Origin of the sequence: Psychrobacillus sp. NPDC096426 (genome assembly GCF_044762745.1) — a bacterium.
In the GTDB taxonomy this organism is placed as follows: Bacteria; Bacillota; Bacilli; order Bacillales_A; family Planococcaceae; genus Psychrobacillus.
Genome location: NZ_JBIWEX010000026.1, coordinates 19,546 through 36,674, shown reverse-complemented (window position 1 = coordinate 36,674; position 17,129 = coordinate 19,546). Strand labels below are relative to the sequence as shown.

The 17,129-nt window shown below is 36.6% G+C and carries 15 protein-coding genes; 6 read left to right on the top strand and 9 right to left on the bottom strand.

The window, feature by feature from the left end; all coding sequences use genetic code 11:
- Positions 1-76: 76 nt before the first annotated feature.
- Together ACIQYS_RS18445 and ACIQYS_RS18440 are read left to right on the top strand one after the other, a co-directional pair.
- Positions 77-1,177 carry a PfkB family carbohydrate kinase gene (locus ACIQYS_RS18445; protein ID WP_402983179.1) on the top strand — a complete coding sequence of 367 codons (1,101 nt, stop codon included), beginning with the start codon at positions 77-79 and terminating at the stop codon, positions 1,175-1,177.
- Positions 1,174-2,082, top strand: coding sequence for a pseudouridine-5'-phosphate glycosidase (locus ACIQYS_RS18440; protein WP_402983176.1), 909 nt, complete (start codon positions 1,174-1,176; stop codon positions 2,080-2,082). The genes ACIQYS_RS18445 and ACIQYS_RS18440 overlap by 4 nt, the downstream gene beginning before the upstream one ends.
- A 76-nt stretch (positions 2,083-2,158) precedes the next feature.
- Here the strand turns inward: ACIQYS_RS18440 and ACIQYS_RS18435 are convergent, their stop codons facing one another.
- Positions 2,159-2,380: a DUF1128 domain-containing protein gene (locus ACIQYS_RS18435; RefSeq protein ID WP_402983173.1), complete on the bottom strand. Its 222-nt coding sequence runs from the start codon at positions 2,378-2,380 to the stop codon at positions 2,159-2,161.
- A gap of 223 nt (positions 2,381-2,603) precedes the next feature.
- Between ACIQYS_RS18435 and ACIQYS_RS18430 the strand changes: the two genes are divergently transcribed.
- Positions 2,604-2,978 (top strand): YtxH domain-containing protein, encoded by a 375-nt coding sequence (locus ACIQYS_RS18430; protein WP_402983170.1) that lies wholly within the window; start codon positions 2,604-2,606, stop codon positions 2,976-2,978.
- 22 nt (positions 2,979-3,000) lie between these two features.
- Positions 3,001-3,966, top strand: coding sequence for a YihY/virulence factor BrkB family protein (locus ACIQYS_RS18425; RefSeq protein ID WP_402983167.1), 966 nt, complete (start codon positions 3,001-3,003; stop codon positions 3,964-3,966).
- 17 nt (positions 3,967-3,983) lie between these two features.
- On the opposite strand, the gene ACIQYS_RS18420 is transcribed toward ACIQYS_RS18425, so the two are convergent.
- The 3 genes from ACIQYS_RS18420 to ACIQYS_RS18410 all read right to left on the bottom strand — a co-directional run bounded on the left by ACIQYS_RS18420 (position 3,984) and on the right by ACIQYS_RS18410 (position 9,275).
- A complete protein-coding gene (locus tag ACIQYS_RS18420; RefSeq protein ID WP_402983164.1) occupies positions 3,984-5,882 on the bottom strand; it encodes a heavy metal translocating P-type ATPase in 1,899 nt (632 codons plus the stop codon).
- 144 nt (positions 5,883-6,026) lie between these two features.
- The gene (locus tag ACIQYS_RS18415) at positions 6,027-7,556 is read right to left on the bottom strand and encodes a fumarate hydratase (RefSeq protein ID WP_402983161.1); all 1,530 of its coding nucleotides are present in this window, start codon (positions 7,554-7,556) and stop codon (positions 6,027-6,029) included.
- Positions 7,557-9,086: 1,530 nt separating this feature from the next.
- Entirely contained in the window at positions 9,087-9,275 is a 189-nt protein-coding gene (locus ACIQYS_RS18410; RefSeq protein ID WP_402983158.1) for an SE1561 family protein, read from the bottom strand.
- A gap of 507 nt (positions 9,276-9,782) precedes the next feature.
- Here ACIQYS_RS18410 and ACIQYS_RS18405 point away from each other — a divergent pair.
- Both ACIQYS_RS18405 and ACIQYS_RS18400 read left to right on the top strand, forming a co-directional pair.
- A complete protein-coding gene (locus ACIQYS_RS18405; protein WP_402983155.1) occupies positions 9,783-10,979 on the top strand; it encodes an MFS transporter in 1,197 nt (398 codons plus the stop codon).
- 155 nt (positions 10,980-11,134) lie between these two features.
- Positions 11,135-11,581: a hypothetical protein gene (locus ACIQYS_RS18400; protein ID WP_402983152.1), complete on the top strand. Its 447-nt coding sequence runs from the start codon at positions 11,135-11,137 to the stop codon at positions 11,579-11,581.
- A gap of 93 nt (positions 11,582-11,674) precedes the next feature.
- Here ACIQYS_RS18400 and ACIQYS_RS18395 read toward each other — a convergent pair whose 3' ends face one another.
- The 5 genes from ACIQYS_RS18395 to ACIQYS_RS18375 all read right to left on the bottom strand — a co-directional run bounded on the left by ACIQYS_RS18395 (position 11,675) and on the right by ACIQYS_RS18375 (position 16,967).
- Positions 11,675-12,814, bottom strand: a complete 1,140-nt coding sequence (locus ACIQYS_RS18395; protein WP_402983149.1) for a zinc-dependent alcohol dehydrogenase — start codon at positions 12,812-12,814, stop codon at positions 11,675-11,677.
- 155 nt (positions 12,815-12,969) lie between these two features.
- Entirely contained in the window at positions 12,970-13,395 is a 426-nt protein-coding gene (locus ACIQYS_RS18390; RefSeq protein WP_402983146.1) for an SRPBCC family protein, read from the bottom strand.
- 898 nt (positions 13,396-14,293) lie between these two features.
- A complete protein-coding gene (locus ACIQYS_RS18385) occupies positions 14,294-14,623 on the bottom strand; it encodes a DUF3889 domain-containing protein (RefSeq protein WP_402983143.1) in 330 nt (109 codons plus the stop codon).
- Positions 14,624-14,738: 115 nt separating this feature from the next.
- On the bottom strand, positions 14,739-16,115 hold the full coding sequence (gene rlmD, locus ACIQYS_RS18380) for a 23S rRNA (uracil(1939)-C(5))-methyltransferase RlmD (RefSeq protein ID WP_402983140.1): 1,377 nt from the start codon (positions 16,113-16,115) through the stop codon (positions 14,739-14,741).
- A gap of 45 nt (positions 16,116-16,160) precedes the next feature.
- Entirely contained in the window at positions 16,161-16,967 is an 807-nt protein-coding gene (locus ACIQYS_RS18375) for a polysaccharide deacetylase family protein (protein ID WP_402983137.1), read from the bottom strand.
- Positions 16,968-17,129: the final 162 nt, after the last annotated feature.

Sequence of the window (17,129 nt, the reverse complement as noted above, 5' to 3'; positions counted from 1 at the left end):
TTTTTTTTTTGACTTTTTCTAACAAAAGTTTATAATAGAAACAAAAGTTCATTCTGATGAGGAAGGAGGAAAATAAGTGGAATCGAAAGAAGTTAAAATTTTGAGCTATCTTAGCAAGAATCCTTACGCTTCTCAACAAGAGATTGCAAATGAATTACAAATGTCTAGACCGGCCGTTGCTAATATTATTTCGGGGCTTATTAAAGTCGGCAAGATAACTGGAAGAGCGTATATTTTACCTGAAAACAAAGAGATTATTTGTATCGGTGGCGCCAATGTCGATCGAAAGTATATAGTAAAAAGCAACTTACAAATGGGCACATCCAATCCCACGACAAGCTTACAAAGCATTGGAGGCGTAGCAAGGAATATTGCAGAAAACTTAGGAAGATTAGGTCATACTGTGCGGATGCTTACGGTAGTCGGGAATGATATGGAATATGAGTCTATTGAAAAAGCTTCCAGTCCATGGATGAATTTATTTTCGGTTGAAAAATTATCGAATTATCAGACAGGAACATACTCCGCTATATTAGACACGAATGGAGAAATGTTATTTGCATTAGCAAACATGGATATTTATGAACAATTTTCGGTAGAATATTTAAAGAAACAAGAAACACATTTAACAAATGCTCAACTGCTAATCATTGATATGAATTGTCCAAAAGACGTCATTGAATATGTACAAACTATTTCAGTTGGGCATAAAGTGCCACTCGCGATTATTCCGGTATCTTCTCCAAAGATGAACAGAATGCCAGATTCTTTAGAAGGAATTGAGTGGTTGATAACGAACAAAGATGAAGCGGAAACATATTTTCAAATGACAATAGAAGACGATTCATCTTGGAAAAAAGCTGCAGATTTATTTGTAGCAAAAGGAATAAAACAAGTAATTGTAACTGGTGGTAGTAAAGGTGTCGTATACGCAGGTCAACAGATAGAAACAACGATAGCACCAGCCATACAGGCAGACAACATAGTAGATGTAACTGGAGCAGGAGACGCATTTGTATCGGGAACATTACATGCTTGGCTAGAAGGCGTCGAAATAAGTGAAGCAGTACAAACGGGAATGATTAATGCGAATAAAACATTGCAGTCCCCTGAGACGGTTCGGACAGAACTATCAAAAATTGGTTTGAATAATGAATTGGAGGAATATAAATTATGAAACAATATTTAACATACTCACAAGAAGTAGAACAAGGAATGGCAGCAGGACAACCAATCGTAGCTTTAGAATCAACAATCATTTCACATGGTATGCCGTATCCACAAAACGTAGAAATGGCTAAAAAAGTAGAACAAATTATTCGTGATAACGGAGCGGTTCCAGCAACAATTGCGATCATGGATGGCGAGATTAAAATCGGTCTTTCAAATGAAGATCTTGAAACGCTTGCTACAAGCAAAAATGTAAGAAAAACATCTAGAAGAGACCTTGCATATGTAGTTGCTTCTAAAGAAATTGGCGCTACAACAGTAGCAACAACGATGATTTGTGCAGAACTTGCAGGTATTAAAATGTTCGTAACTGGCGGTATTGGTGGCGTGCATAGAGGTGCTGAAACAACTATGGATATTTCAGCTGATCTAGAAGAACTAGCTTCTACAAATGTAGCAGTTGTATGTGCTGGTGCAAAATCTATCTTGGATATCGGTTTAACTTTAGAATATTTAGAAACAAAAGGCGTGCCAGTAGTTGGTTATGGAACTGATGCATTCCCTGCGTTCTATACAGCAACAAGCCCATTTGCTGCTAACTTCCGTTTAGACGAGCCTAAAGAAGTGGCTGATATGCTTAAAGTGAAATGGGAACTAGGATTAAACGGGGGAGCAATTATTGCAAACCCAATTCCAACAGAGTTTTCTTTAGACGAAGCTTATATCAATGACATCATTCATACAGCTTTAAAAGAAGCAGATGAAAATGGCATTAAAGGAAAAGACGTGACACCTTTCTTACTTGGAAAAGTAAAAGAGTTAACAGAAGGTAAATCATTAGAATCTAACATTGAGCTTGTGTATAACAATGCAAAAGTTGGAGCTCAAATTGCGGTTGAATTGAATAAATAATTGACTGGTCGTAAAAAAATCCTATCCGGTTACAAATAAAAAGAATCCTTCCCAACGTTATATTGGGAAGGATTTTTTATTTTCGTAAACTTCCTAGTTCAGACGCAATTGCTTGCATTTCACTCGGACTAAAGGAATCTCTCTTTTTCACCATTTCATACAAATAGACCAAATCTTCATATTGGGATGCATTAAAATCTTCTGATTTCATTGCATCTACGTTTACCATGCGAAGTTTTTCTTTTATTGTCTCAATCATAAACGTAACATTTTCAACAGATGGTTCTGATAAATTCATTCTTAGTACCTACCTTTCATACATTAGAATCTAATCATTTCACGCAGCGTATCTATTGTCAAATACTAAATATGCTTCGTAGCGTTTTCTCCTTATTAATAATATTCAATAAATCCAGATGCGTAGTCAAGATAATTTTAAAATCTAAATAAAAAATACTTTGTTTTATTCCTCTAAGTCGGGGGTATAATTAATTTATAAAGATATACACGGAGGTTATTAGATGGGTGAAAGTAAATTTGTTAAAGGTGTAGTATGTGGTGCTCTAATTGGTGGTGCATTAACCATGTTAGATAATAACACAAGAAATGCAGTTGTTCAAAAATCGAAAAGTATTGGACGTCAAATAAAATATTACAGTACAAATAGACAAGAATTAAAAACGACTATTGAAGATCAATTTACGAAATGGAAATCATTTTATGAGCAGATTAATTCTGATGCGACTTACATATCGCAAAAAGTAAATGAAGTAAAAGAAATCACTCCTCAAGTCAAATCGCTTGTAAATGATACGAAAGAAGCATTTGCACAATCCAAAGAGGAATACAAATCAATTGTCGTTCCGGAATCAGATGAGCATATAGTCAAACAATAATGAACATAAAGGAGAGGATGAAGTGAATCATAAACAGAAACAAGAACATATAACAGAAAAGCATGCTTCATCCTCCACTAATTGGTTTAGTAAGTTAAAGTTTCTTCATATTAAAAAGAAAGAGAAAAAGATTGAAAAGCACCAAGATTTAACGACATGGCAAGGTTACTTTAAACATTTAATCTTACATATTCAAAAAACGGATATAGCAGGACTTGCTGCTCAACTTGCGTACTTTTTTTTACTATCATTATTCCCTTTACTTATTTTTATTGTTACATTATTACCTTATTTAAATTTCGATGAAGCACAAGTATTCCGCTTTCTAGAAAATTATGCGCCAGATGATGTATATATTCTTATCGAAGGAACTATTTCAGACATTTTAATAACTCGAAACGGTGGGTTGCTATCTTTCGGGATTATCGGTACTATTTGGTCAGCTTCCAATGGTATGAATGCAATTGTCAAATCATTAAATAGGTCGTATAACCTCGATGAAACTCGTCCATTTTTTATCGTACGGGGAATGTCGGTTATCTTCACATTACTTATGATTATTTTGTTTGTAATAGCACTTATTTTACCTGTATTTGGACAACAGATTGGCTCCATCTTATTTTCTTATTTTGGATTTGAAGAAGGATTTATTAAACTATGGAATAATTTAAGATGGACGATTACTCCTCTTATTATGCTAATTGTATTAACTGCATTATATTGGATTGTACCAAATCAAAAACTATTTTTACGTAGCGCATTACCAGGAGCAGCATTTGGAACAGTAGGTTGGATTATCGTATCTCTAGGTTTTTCTTACTATGTTAGTAATTTCGGAAACTATTCTTCCACTTATGGGAGTATAGGAGGGATAATCGTACTTATGTTATGGTTATACATCTCAGGTATCGTACTATTAATAGGTGGTCAAATAAATGCAGTTACGCAGGAACGTAAAATAGCAATAGAAAAAGCAGAAGGAAAATAATCCTTCTGCTTTTAACTTTAACCATTGCGATTTAACATTCTTAAACCATTTAAAATTACTAAAATTGTGCTTCCTTCGTGTCCAATAACTCCTAAAGGTAAATCTACTGCTTGCAAGAAATTAGAAATGATTAAAACCGCTATTACGGAAATAGAAAATACAATATTTTGTTTAACGATGCGTTGCATTTTTCGAGACATTTTCACCGCATATGCAATTTTCGATAAATCGTTTTTCATGAGAACAACATCGGCTGTTTCAAGCGCTACATCTGTTCCTTCTCCCATTGCAAAGCCTGTAGTTGCCGTTGCAAGAGCAGGGGCATCATTAATGCCGTCTCCAACCATTCCTACAAATTTATACTCTTTCAATAATGTCTTCATATGTTCTACCTTTGTTTCGGGGAGACATTCTGCAAAATACTGATCGATACCAGCTTCTTTCGCAATTACGCTTGCAGTTGTTTCGTTATCTCCTGTGAGCATAACAGTTTTAATACCCAATGAATGGAGAAGTTTTATCGCTTTTTTTGCTTCCTCGCGGACGGTATCTTTTAATGCGGCCGCTGCGGCAATTCCTTTTTCATCGCGCATAAAGATAACCGTTTTTCCTTCTCCTGCTAATGTTTCTGCAATGCCATGATGGAATGCAAGTGCGTCTTGTTTATTTACAAAGTCAGGTTTACCGACGATAATCGTTTGGCCATTTAAGGTTGCTTGCAAGCCAAATCCTGGTTTATCTTCAATAGGAAGATGAGGGAGCTGGCCAATTCCGTTCGATTTTGCATAGGCAGTGATAGCTTGCGCTAAAGGATGATTCGACTGTGCTTCTATCGTTGCTAAGGTAGTCAGTGTAGCGTGAAAATCTAAATCTTCTCGCACAAAGAAATCGGTTACGACTGGTTTTCCTTGTGTTAAAGTACCTGTTTTATCAAGTGCAATAGCTTTCATCTCGCTAACATTTTCTACGTGAACTCCACCTTTAAACAAAATACCACTTTTTGCTCCATTTGAAATAGCCGCAAGTGTTGCTGGCATAATAGATGCAACAAGTGCACAAGGCGATGCCACTACTAATAAAACCATTGCACGATAGAAAGTAGTGTTCCAATCCCACTCCAACAAAAAATGAGGAAGAAAGAGCATTAAACCTACAACTATAAGTACAACTTTAACGTACGTACCTTCGAACTTTTCGATAAATTGCTGTGCAGGAGATTTCTCATCCTGTGCAGACTGAACTAATTGAATAATTCTTTGAAAGAGCGTATCCGCGTTTTCTTTAGTCATTTCCATTGTAATGGCGCCACTCATATTAACAGTACCGGCAAATAATTCATCGTTTGCTTGCTTTGATACAGGAATCGATTCGCCACTAATTGCCGCCTCGTCAATGGATGTTGCTCCACTCACAACTATTCCGTCAGCAGGAACTCGTTCTCCGGGTTTTACGACTAGTTGATCTCCTAATTTAAGCTCACTAATAGAAACGCGAGTCGTCGTGCCGTCACTGTTTAATATCAAAGCTTCTTCTGGTTGAAGCTCCATTAACGAGGAGATTTCTTTATTGCTTTTATTCATCGTATAAGTTTCTAAAGCTCCACTAAGGGCGAAAATGAATATTAAAATAGCACCCTCGGTCCAGTATCCAATGATGGCGGAACCAATAGCAGCTAAAATCATCAACATTTCGACGTTTAGTTCTCTATCTTCTATCGTTGCTTCAATACCTTCTTTTGCCTTGGCAAATCCACCAATAATAAATGCCAATACATAAAAGAAGATAGATGTTTCATTTCCAACTAACCAGGCAATTAAAATAAGTATTCCCGAAAACAGTGCAGCTACCAACTCAGCATGTGGCAGTATTGTTTGAATAAAAGATTTCCTTGGAAAAACCTCTTGAACTGTTGACATATAACACCCTCCTTGATAATGATTTTCACTCTTATTCCAGCTATAAAATAGCAAAAATGGATTTCTAGGTAGAAATCCATTTTATATTCATTACTAATTTATAATTATTATAAACTGCGGAGAGGCATACGTCAATTAATTAGATTAATTATAAACACGCTCTTTATAGTTCGCTAATTTTTCTAACGAAGATTTATCTACATCTGCATGGAGGCTGTTTCCATGTGAGTCCATCGTTACAACAGCAGTGAAGTTCTCAACACGCAAATGCCACATTGCTTCTGGAATACCGAATTCCATTAAATCGACGCCTTCAACATCTTTAATACAGTCAGCGTAATATTGCGCTGCTCCACCAATTGCGTTCAAGTAAACCCCACCATGTTCTCCTAATGCAGCAAGTGTTTTCGGCCCCATACCTCCTTTACCAATAACCGCACGGATACCGAACTTTTTCATTATATCTCCTTGGTATGGCTCTTCACGAATAGAAGTCGTTGGACCAGCCGCACGTACATGCCAGTTACCTTCTTCATCTTTTTGCATAACTGGACCACAGTGATAAATAATTTGCCCATCTAAATCAACTGGTGCATCATTGCTCATTAAATGATGGTGAATTGCATCGCGGCCAGTATACATACGACCAGTAATAGATACAACGTCTCCAACTTGAAGTGAACGGATTTGTTCTTCTGTAATAGGAGCTTGAAGTTCCACCACTTTTTTAGGTGCTTCTTCTGTTGTTTCTTCTTTAAATTCAATTTTTTCCCCGTCTTGGTATTGCCATTCGATAATTTCCCCTGTTGTAGGATGGATATTAATCGCCATACGACGATATGCCCAACAGTTGTACGCAACAGATACATAGAAACTTGCCGGAATACGGTGCATGACACCAATTTTACAACCTAGCAAAGTTGCCTCTCCACCGAATCCCATTGTTCCGATACCTAATGTATTTGCTTTTTCTACAATATACGCTTCTAAACTTGCAAGATCTGGGTTTGGATTCGTATCTTCGACATGACGGAATAACTGTTCTTTTGCAAGATCGTATCCAGAAGAACGATCTCCACCAATGCCAACTCCGATAAAGCCTGCAGAACAACCTTGTCCTTGCGCTTGATAAACTGAATGTAAAATACATTTACGAATTCCATCTAAATCTCGCCCCGCACGACCTAACCCTTCTAACTCAGTCGGTAAGCTATATTGGATATTTTTGTTTTCACAGCCGCCACCTTTTAAGATGAGCTTCATTTCAATATAATCTTCTTCCCATTGTTCAAATTTGATAACAGGGACACCTTCTCCAAGGTTGTCTCCACTATTTACTCCAGTTAGTGAATTTACAGAGTTAGGACGAAGCTTTGCATCCTTTGTAGCGCTTACAATCGCACGTTTAATCGCTGCTTTAATTTCTAATTGGTTTACGCCAATTGGTGTTTTAATTTTGAATGTTGGTAATCCAGTATCTTGGCAAATCGGTGAAACATTGTCATCTGCCATTTGAATATTATTCGTAATGGTATCAAGGCTCATTGCTGCTCTTGTACCGGCATTTTCTGCTGCTTTTGCTTTTTTTATAGCGCGTCGTACGTCTTTTGGTAGATTTGTAGAGGTTTCAGTAATTAAATCATAAATACTTTTTTCTAATTGCTCCAGTTGCATGTTGTAAACGCTCCTTTTATGTATGAATGTTCTAAACACTTTTAGTATACTATTATATTTCTATGAAAAAAAGGGTTGTTCACTTGGACACTATCTTATAGAACGTGCGTCCGAACAAATGAGTGGTAATCGGTATATTCACCCTTTACAAGAACAAAAGCGCAAGCGCCCGTCTCTACCCTAATATGGCAAATGGAAACGATGAATGGAATGTCGCACATAATAGGGTTACTGCGTCGTAAGGAAGTATCCCCTAGGATTTCCGCTGCAGGGCGGACGCTTTCCGCGGGGTGAGCGATGAACCTTCACCGACGCTACGCGTGCGTTGTGAAGTTTCATCTGTCTCACTCATCCCGCCGGAGTCGCCGCACTTCCGCTTCAATCAATGGAACTTGCTCACTAATCAGCATTCGAGCTTAACACATTTCCAAATTTTTCAAAAGAAACACCACTTTGAATTCCAAAATTATGTAGTTTTACAATATATGAATCCAGTAAATGGCGAAGAGCAACAAACGGGTCTTTGAAAGCAACCATACTATTCGGTAAGCAATCAATTCTATTTGAGAGCAACCAATTAGTTATCGAAAGCAATCAATTCTCAAAATAAAAGGTTTACTTCGAGTGAGACGACGGCAAACTACTGCTTTCTATACATTATTTGTAATTATAAAAACGACATCTGCTGGCATTAAGCGTTCTACTATTCTTTTTCCATCAATTGAGTGCGGCAATATATCAAAAAAATTATTGTGTTTGTTTTTTATTGTTTAATCCAGTAAATGGGGAAGAGCAACAAACCAGTCATCAAGAGCAATCAAATTAATACTGTAAGTAACAAATCAATTGATCAAAACCGTATCTAAAGCTTCTGTTGCGCACTTGTCCTATACGGTGTAGTATTTTCGATGTGTAAGTATCCAGTAAATAGCTAAGAGCAATCAATCAGTTATTGAAAGTAACCAGTTCTATACGGAAAGCAACTAAATTTGAACGAGAGCAACTAAATTGCTGGTGGAAGCAACCAGTTCTTAAATTACCAGGTTTACTTGGGGTGAGACGGCGATGAATAGAAGGTATTGTTCAAATAAATAGTTGAATGAAGTACTTATCCTAGGCACTAATTTTGAGCCAGCATCTTCTAATTAGGGTTAATAAATATTACGTAGTGGACTTGCTAATTTTAAATCTCTGATAACTGCAGACGCCAATTTAGTAAGAAATTTCTATTGATTGCAGCGCAAGGTGGCGACTCCAGTGGGATGAGTGAGACAGATAATCCATCACAACGGACGCGTAGCTACGGTGATGGATTATCGCTCACCCCACGGAAAGCGTCCGCCTGCAGCGGAAATCATAGTGGACACTTAATCGAGCTTTTTAGTGCGCAGTATCCCTATATTGCGTTCAATATAAAAAATAAAATATCTTATGTTACTTAAAAAAGTTATCCAGAGTTCTAAATTTTTATAGTTTCCTAAACGATAAAAAAAGAAGCTTGGAAAAAGTGCTTTCCAAACTTCTTTCGAATTACTCAAATCGTGTATTTTTAAACTGCTCCATTTTCAACTCTAAATCATCCATCATTTGAATTAGACGATCGATATCTTCTAGGTCAGTTGATTCGGGTTCAATAGTGTCTAATACTTCTAAAAACATTTGTAGTCGATCTTTTAAATAAGATACTTGTTGTTCTGGATTTGAAATTTGGTTACCCACAGAATAACACCTCACTTTATATGATAAGAATAAAACAAAACGAAGAGAAAAGATAGTTCGAAGGTGTTATCTTTGTAAATTATTAATTTTGAATATTTACATTATTTAATTTATATGATATGATCTTTACAACCCATACATAGAAGGGAGGGCGTAGTGAATAGTCGAAACCATTCATTCAGTAGAAGGAGGGGATTTAGACATTTCACCGGCAACGCCGCAAATGCAATTATGAAGACTCAAGAGGATATTAGTTATATGTAAAAGGCTCAGTCAGATCTTATGCAGATATCGACTGAGCCTTTTGTTGTTGGTTTAAAAATGGAATTCAAGTGATGATTGATGAATATATGTATTAATTGTAAGAATACACACACTATAGTTGAACGAAAAAATTAAATGGTCGGGTAAATGAAGTGAACCTTTACAAATTTTTAATAGGAAGTACGTCCGTTGTCTGATACACTACTCATTAGAATAATTTTAAATATATTAAAGAGGTAGTGTATGCAGCAATTTACAGCAATTGAAAGAAAAAGGTTTTGGATACTCGTGGCAATTGTATCTATATCAGGATTTTCACAAGGAATGTTATTGCCACTTATATCTGTTATATTTGAGCAGGATGGAGTAAGCCCAATGATAAATGGGTTAAGTGCAACAGGTCTTTATATTGGGACGCTATTGATTTCTCCCTTTATAGAACCGCCACTGCGTAAATTTGGGTATAAGCCGATTATTATCGTAGGTGGATTAATCGTCATTGTTTCCTTGTTACTTTTTCCTTTATGGAAAAGTGTGGCTTTTTGGTTTGTTTTGAGATTATTTATAGGAATTGGTGATAATGCACTTCACTTTTCTACCCAAACTTGGATTACGAGCTTTTCGCCTCAGCATCGACTAGGACGAAATATCGCTATTTATGGACTTTCTTTTGGGGTGGGTTTCGCTGTTGGTCCTTTGTTTGTTCAACTAGTAGAAATATTCGAAGGACTGCCGTTTATTATTTCTAGCATTCTTTGTTTAGGTGCTTGGGTACTGATTTTCTTCGTGAAAAATGAAAAACCAGAGATTCTTAATGGTACTCCTGCTCATGGAGAAGGGACATGGAAGCGTTTTGGAGCAGCTTTTGCAGTTGCATGGGTTGCATTTATACCGCCATTTAGCTATGGTTTTTTAGAATCATCGCTTAATGCCATTTACCCGGTGTATGCACTTCGTAATTCTATAGAAGTAACTAGCTTATCATACATATTGGCAGCCTTTTCAATAGGAGGGGTTGTCTCGCAATTACCGCTTGGTGTATTAAGCGACAAAATAGGAAGACGAAAAGTGCTGATCATCATGATAGGTCTAGGGGCATTAACTTTTGGAATAGCAAGCTTTTTCGAAACTTCCTTGTTAACGATAGGTACACTATTTTTCATTGCAGGTATGTTTGTTGGATCCACATTTTCACTTGGAATTTCTTATATGGCTGATTTAACACCAAAGGCACTTCTCCCAACCGGTAATTTGATGTGTGGAATTTCTTTTAGTATTGGAAGCCTTTCTGGTCCATTTTTGGGAGGTCTTTTTATCCAATTATTTGAGGGAGTTAGCTTTTTAGTCTTAGTTGCGCTTCTCCTTGGAACGTTAGCGTGTATCATCTTTTTTGCTAATCCGCAAAAGAATACAAAGCTTGATGAAAGTACATTGTATTAAATATAAAAGCGCTACAGATTCGTTACTCTTAAAAGGAGATATGGATTTGTAGTGTTTTTTGTAGTATTCCGAAAATTAAATTAGATCGGGGTGCAAATGTATTCAAATATGTATATGATAATTGTAAGGAAATTATAGGGAAAGGAGGATGTATAGTGCGTAAAAATTGGTCTCCGTATGTTTGGAAATTATTATGGACTGTCGGGTTAATTGTTTTATTGATTATTAGTTACAAGCTGGAGCTTAAGGTGAAAAATCATGTGGCAACTACATTCCAAATGCTCCCTATTATTTGGTTTCAATTTATTGCTAATTTTGTATTAGGGATTTATCTTTCTTTACTTTTTATAAAAAAATGGTCAGTTAAATGGAACTGGTCGTTAATCGTTTGTGTGACTATACCGTTATTAATTATTTCTATTTATCTTCCGATTGCCATTACATTCGTACAAAACATAGCACAAGACTCTAATAATTATTCAGTGCCTTTTCCATCTTGGTTGATGAAAATAACTACTTATGGAATTCCGGCAATAGTAGCGGGATTAACATTAATAATTGGATTGTTTAGTAACACTGCACGAGTAAATAATTATAAATGAAGTGGACGTTGAATGCCAGATTCAACTGTGATTATTAACTAATTAAAAATCTGGTATCCAACGTTTTTCTTGTTTTTAGGTAAAGAGTTCTTGTTACGGTTTTAAGATGAACTTAATACTTTCTTCCTCATGGTCATGGAAAATTCGATAAGCATCGCTTGCTTTATCCAAAGGAACGCTATGCGTAATAATTTCTCTTGGATCAAATTCTCCTTTATTAATCATGTCATATAACATAGGCATATAGTGTATGACTGGAGCCTGTCCCATTTTGAGCGTAACATTCCGTTCGAAAATATTTCCAAGCGGGAACATATTATAAAGTGCACCGTAAACACCAGTCAACTGAATTGTTCCAAACTTTCTAACCGCGTTTAAGCCGATTTCAATGGCACTCAATGTCCCGCCTTGAAGCTTCAACTTTTGTTCCACTTTTTCCATGATATTCAGCTTGCCATCCATTCCTACGCAATCGATGACCACATCTACACCACCATTTGTGATTTCTTTAATATGACCTCCTATATCATCGAAATCTTCAAAATTAAATGCTTCTACTTTATTCATATTAACAGCGTGTTGGAGACGATAAGGGAGATGATCTACAGCAATCACTCGCTTTGCACCTTTCATCCAGGCAAATTTTTGAACCATCAATCCGATTGGACCTGACCCAAGTACTGCCACTGTATCGCCAGATTTCACACCTGAATTTTCCACACTCCAATAGGCAGTAGGAAGAACGTCTGATATAAATAACAATGACTCATCTTCTAATTCACAAGTTTCGGGAATAACAAAAGGCATGAAGTTTCCATATGGAACTCGTAAAAATTCGGCTTGTCCACCTGGGTAGTTGCCGTACCGTTCCGTATAACCAAGATAACCTCCTGAATCTACCGCTGGATTATCATTTGAATTGTCACACTGACTCTCCAAATCATTTTGACAGTAAAAACATTCCCCGCAAGATACGTTAAACGGAATAACGACGCGATCTCCTTTTTTCACCTTTGTTACATTAGGTCCAACCTCTTCTACGATACCCATTGGCTCATGACCAATGACAAAATCTTTTCGAGTAGGAATGGAACCTCTATAAATATGAAGATCAGAACCACAAATTGCCGTTGTCGTAATTCTAACGATAATGTCATCATTTTTCTCAAGTTTTGCGTCTGTCACTTCTTTTACCTCAATATCTTTAACTCCTTGGTATGTTACAGCCTTCAAAAAATCTCCTCCTCAAATGCTTTTTATATAGTCTTTACACTTTTTATATAAAAAAACTTAAATTCTTTTAAATTTGTGGATTTATTAAAAGCTAAGTCTCATGGATTATTGAAAAAGAGCAGTCAAGACGTTGAAAGTCTTGACTGCTCTTATTATTATTGTTGCTCTGCATATTTTTTAAAATTATTTAAAATTGCTTGCCAACCTTGTTGCTGCATTTCGATAGGATTTTCCGTTTCTGGATCAAATACTTGTATGATCTTCGTGTCATTTTCTTGATTGAGAAAAGTTGTTTCCACTTTTCTTCCGTCACCTAATGTGTAAGAGATGAATTCATGTAATTTTACTTCATCATATACACCACCAAAATCAAAACCAAAACTTCCGTCTTTCGCTTCCATTCTCGAAAGAAATTTACCGCCAGCCCGCAAATCATTTTCTGCAAATGGCGTGTGCCAATCGTCTGAAGCACTATTCCATTTTGTTAAATGATTCGGCTTGGTCCAATATTCCCATACTTTTTCTGCTGGTGCATTAACTATTGTTTCAATTGTTACTTTTGGAGTGTTCTCGCTAGCCATTATTTAGCCACCATTCCTTATAAGGTTTTTTATAAATATTATAATTATGATCATATAGTAACATAGTGTCTCACTATTGATAAAGCAAAACAACCATCTCGGACAAACCTTACAGTAGAAAAAGTTGCGCTTATTAGGTAAAATGCGTCTTAAGGAGATTACCGCTAGCATTTCCGCTGCAGGGCGGACGCTTTCCATGGGGTGAGCGATGAGCCTTCACCGCCGCTAACGCGTACGTTGTGAAGTCTCATCTGTCTCACTAAGGAACAAAGGCTAAGAGCGCCACATCGTGTGGCAACGCCTTCGTGACCAACATCCTGTTGGCCTCCGCCGGAGTCGCCGCCCTTCCGCTCCAATCCACAAGATTGCTACTAATTAGCGAATTGCTTTAAAAATTGATAGATTTATTAGCAGAGGAAAATACACTTTTAGCAAATATTTCATTAAGTAATATCCAGTAGATGGCTAAGGGCAACCAATTGATTATGGGAGGCAACTAGTTCTAAGTTGAAAGCAATCAAATTAGCACATGAGCAACCGATTTGGGTATGAAAGCAATCAATTCTCTAAACAAGGAATTTACTGAATTAGAGAAGGCCATTATGATGATGAAAATATACATTATTTGGTTAATCCTAACATATAGAAGCTACTACTCACTATTTCGTTAGCACATTTTGTTGATTGAAGCCGTGCCCGCTGAAAGCGTCCGCCTGGAGCGAAAATCAACTGCTATTGCGGTATCTCACTAAGACGCATTATCCCTAGATTATAACGTTTCAGTTCCTTCATTTGTCCTTTTTTAACAGCAAGCTCGGCTCCAAGGACGTACAAAAAAGGCTAACCAGATCTCTTGGCTAACCTTTAATATTATTGGATCTTTTTAGATGTAGATATTTTATCTTATAGTTTCTTGCAGTTCAATATTTACCACTTTCTTAGTTATAGTACTATACTCGATTCTCACAAAAACGCCGAATTCGTGGTCACCATCTTTTAACCATAGCTTAAACTTTTCAATGGTTGAATCGTGTTTAGTTTCGCTACCTTCATGCAAGTAATCAATAATATTCGCACTGGGATATTTGGATTGTGCCTCTTCTATAGCCAGCTGCCCCCACTTAGCATAGGCTGGAGTTTCTTGTAGTGCAGGAACAATAGCTGGGATATAGAATAGTACTGAATTGATTGTAAGAAACATCCCAACTGCAATAAATGCTTTTAGCATAATTAATCTCATCTCCTTTTCTATAGGATGAGTATTTTGCTAAAAAACATTCCACACCAGATTTACTAGTAGAACAAGGGGGAGCATTCTGCCATTCACCAATGCTAAGGTAGTATTATTTCTTCAATTCCAACAACGTAACAGCCTCCACATGTGAAGTTTGAGGGAACATATCCACTGGTTGAATGTATTTCACATCATACACTTTAGTCAATTGTTGTAAGTCTTTTGCAAGCGTAGACGGGTTACAAGATGTGTAAACAAAACGTTTAGGTTTAATGTCTAGAATGGTTTTTAGTAATTCGTCATCGAGTCCAGCTCGTGGTGGATCAACTGTTAGCACGTCTGGAACGAAGCCTTCATTTTTCCATTTTCCAAGCCATTGTTTAGCTGTCCCTTGTACATATTTTGTATTGCTAAAACCATTTCGTTTTGCATTCCTTTTAGCATCTTGGATAGATTCTTCCACAATATCCATTCCTCGAACTTCTTTGGCGTTTTTAGCAAGCCAAAGTCCGATTGTTCCAACGCCACAATAAGCGTCGACTACCGTTTCTTTACCAGTTAATGCTGCCGCTTTTTCAATTTCGTTATATAAATGCTCGGTCTGTTCAGGGTTCAGCTGGAAGAAGGCACGCGCAGACAAGTCAAAAGCAAGTTCTCCAAGTTTTTCATGGATCGTTTCTTTCCCAAATAGATTAAAAGTTGTCTCACCAAATACTAGTGATGTTTTTTCTGCATTAATATTTTGGCTAATGGACACAATATTAGGATCGATTGCACGAATAAGTTGAACAAGATCTTCCTTGTGAGGCATTTTCTTTTTTGTTGTAACGAGCGTCACTTGGATTTGGCCAGTTTTCATACCAGTACGTACGACGATTGTACGAACAATTCCTTGAGGATTTTTTTCGTCATAGATAGGGATATTCAGTTTTTGTAAAAACCCTTTAATTTCATTTGTGATATGCGTTGTTACAGGATGTTGAACAATACATTTATTAATATCAATTAGTTTGTTGGAGCTTTCTGCATAGAGACCAGCAATGACATTACGGCCGAGCTGTCTTACTTGGAACTGGCTTTTATTGCGATAGTTCCATGGATCTTCCATTCCAATTGTTTGTTTCACTTCAATTTCTGTAGCTAAATCTTTCACATAGCGTTCAAGTGCCTGCATGACTAGATCTCTTTTTTCGATTAGCTGTCTTTCGTATGTCATATGTTGTAGTTGGCAGCCTCCACATGTGTCATAGATCAGACATGGTGGTGTTACTCGGTCTGGAGAAGCTTGACGGATTTTCTTGATCACCGCTTCAGCGTATTTGTTTTTTGTTTCTGTAACTTGTGCTGTAATTACTTCGCCTGGAAGCGCACCTTTTACAAAAACAACATTTCGTTTAAAGAATCCGACACCTTCTCCATTAATCCCGAGCCTTTTTATCGTTAGAGGAAATTCTTGTCCTACTTGTATCACTGCTTGTTCTTTCATTGCTTCACGTCCTTTATAATCTTCCTTCTATTATAAAGGACAATATCATGGTTGCAAATAAGATGGAATATCCTGATTATTCATGTTTAATTGATCAAGTGTTCCAAATGTATAACCCATTTTTCTTGCTTCAGCGATGAACATTGGAAGACCTTCTGCATTATCTGGAGAAACTGTATGCATTAAGATGATTGCTCCAGGATGAATTTGAGATATTAATTGATCATAGGCGTATTTTCCACCTTTTTTCTGATCTCGATGCCAATCAATAAAAGCAATGGACCAAAAGATATGCTGATAACCGATTTCATTTGCAGCTTCTAACACTTGCTCATTAAAGGTCCCTTCAGGCGGTCGAGTAACAGTTGTTCTTTTTAATGATGTTAGTTCACTTAATTTTTGGTCGAACTGTTTTAGTTCTTTTTGAACTCCTTCTTTTGAAAGTCTTGCTAAGTTTGGATGTCCATAAGAGTGGTTTCCGATTTGATGCCCATCTGTAATCATCCGTTTTACAAGTGGAGTAGCGCTTTCTAAATAATGCCCTGTTAAAAAGAATGTCGCTTTAATATTTTCTTTTTTTAGCGTATCTAAAATACTTTCGGTATAGCCGTTTTCATACCCATTATCAAAAGTGAAATAAATGATTTTTTCGTCTGGAGATCCTTTATAAACGGCGCCATGTTTCTTAAGCATAGCATCTAACTCTGCTCCAGCTTCAGGAGGGATTTCATTTGTTGTTTTTTTAAATCCCCAATGAATTTCTTTCGCTTGTGCTGCGAATGGTTGATAGAAGAAGCCCATACTAATGACAAAAGCTGCTATGACGATTCCAAATACATGATATTTCCACATTAAAACGCAACCTCCTTTATAAGTAGATTGCGCTAGAGCGTTTTATTTATTCACGAATAAATGTCGGATAAAGCTTTTGGTAAATTAGGAAATTCAAATGTAAATCCATTTGCTGCGAAACATTTATCACCTATGAATATATACGTTATAATAGTAGAAAGA

Coding starts and splice junctions, on each gene's coding strand:
- ACIQYS_RS18440 (WP_402983176.1), top strand. CDS start 1,174: ATGAAACAATATTTAACATACTCACAAGAAGTAGAACAAGGAATGGCA.
- ACIQYS_RS18435 (WP_402983173.1), bottom strand. CDS start 2,380: ATGAATTTATCAGAACCATCTGTTGAAAATGTTACGTTTATGATTGAG.
- ACIQYS_RS18430 (WP_402983170.1), top strand. CDS start 2,604: ATGGGTGAAAGTAAATTTGTTAAAGGTGTAGTATGTGGTGCTCTAATT.
- ACIQYS_RS18420 (WP_402983164.1), bottom strand. CDS start 5,882: ATGTCAACAGTTCAAGAGGTTTTTCCAAGGAAATCTTTTATTCAAACA.
- ACIQYS_RS18415 (WP_402983161.1), bottom strand. CDS start 7,556: ATGCAACTGGAGCAATTAGAAAAAAGTATTTATGATTTAATTACTGAA.
- ACIQYS_RS18405 (WP_402983155.1), top strand. CDS start 9,783: ATGCAGCAATTTACAGCAATTGAAAGAAAAAGGTTTTGGATACTCGTG.
- ACIQYS_RS18390 (WP_402983146.1), bottom strand. CDS start 13,395: ATGGCTAGCGAGAACACTCCAAAAGTAACAATTGAAACAATAGTTAAT.
- ACIQYS_RS18385 (WP_402983143.1), bottom strand. CDS start 14,623: ATGCTAAAAGCATTTATTGCAGTTGGGATGTTTCTTACAATCAATTCA.
- rlmD (WP_402983140.1), bottom strand. CDS start 16,115: ATGAAAGAACAAGCAGTGATACAAGTAGGACAAGAATTTCCTCTAACG.
- ACIQYS_RS18375 (WP_402983137.1), bottom strand. CDS start 16,967: ATGTGGAAATATCATGTATTTGGAATCGTCATAGCAGCTTTTGTCATT.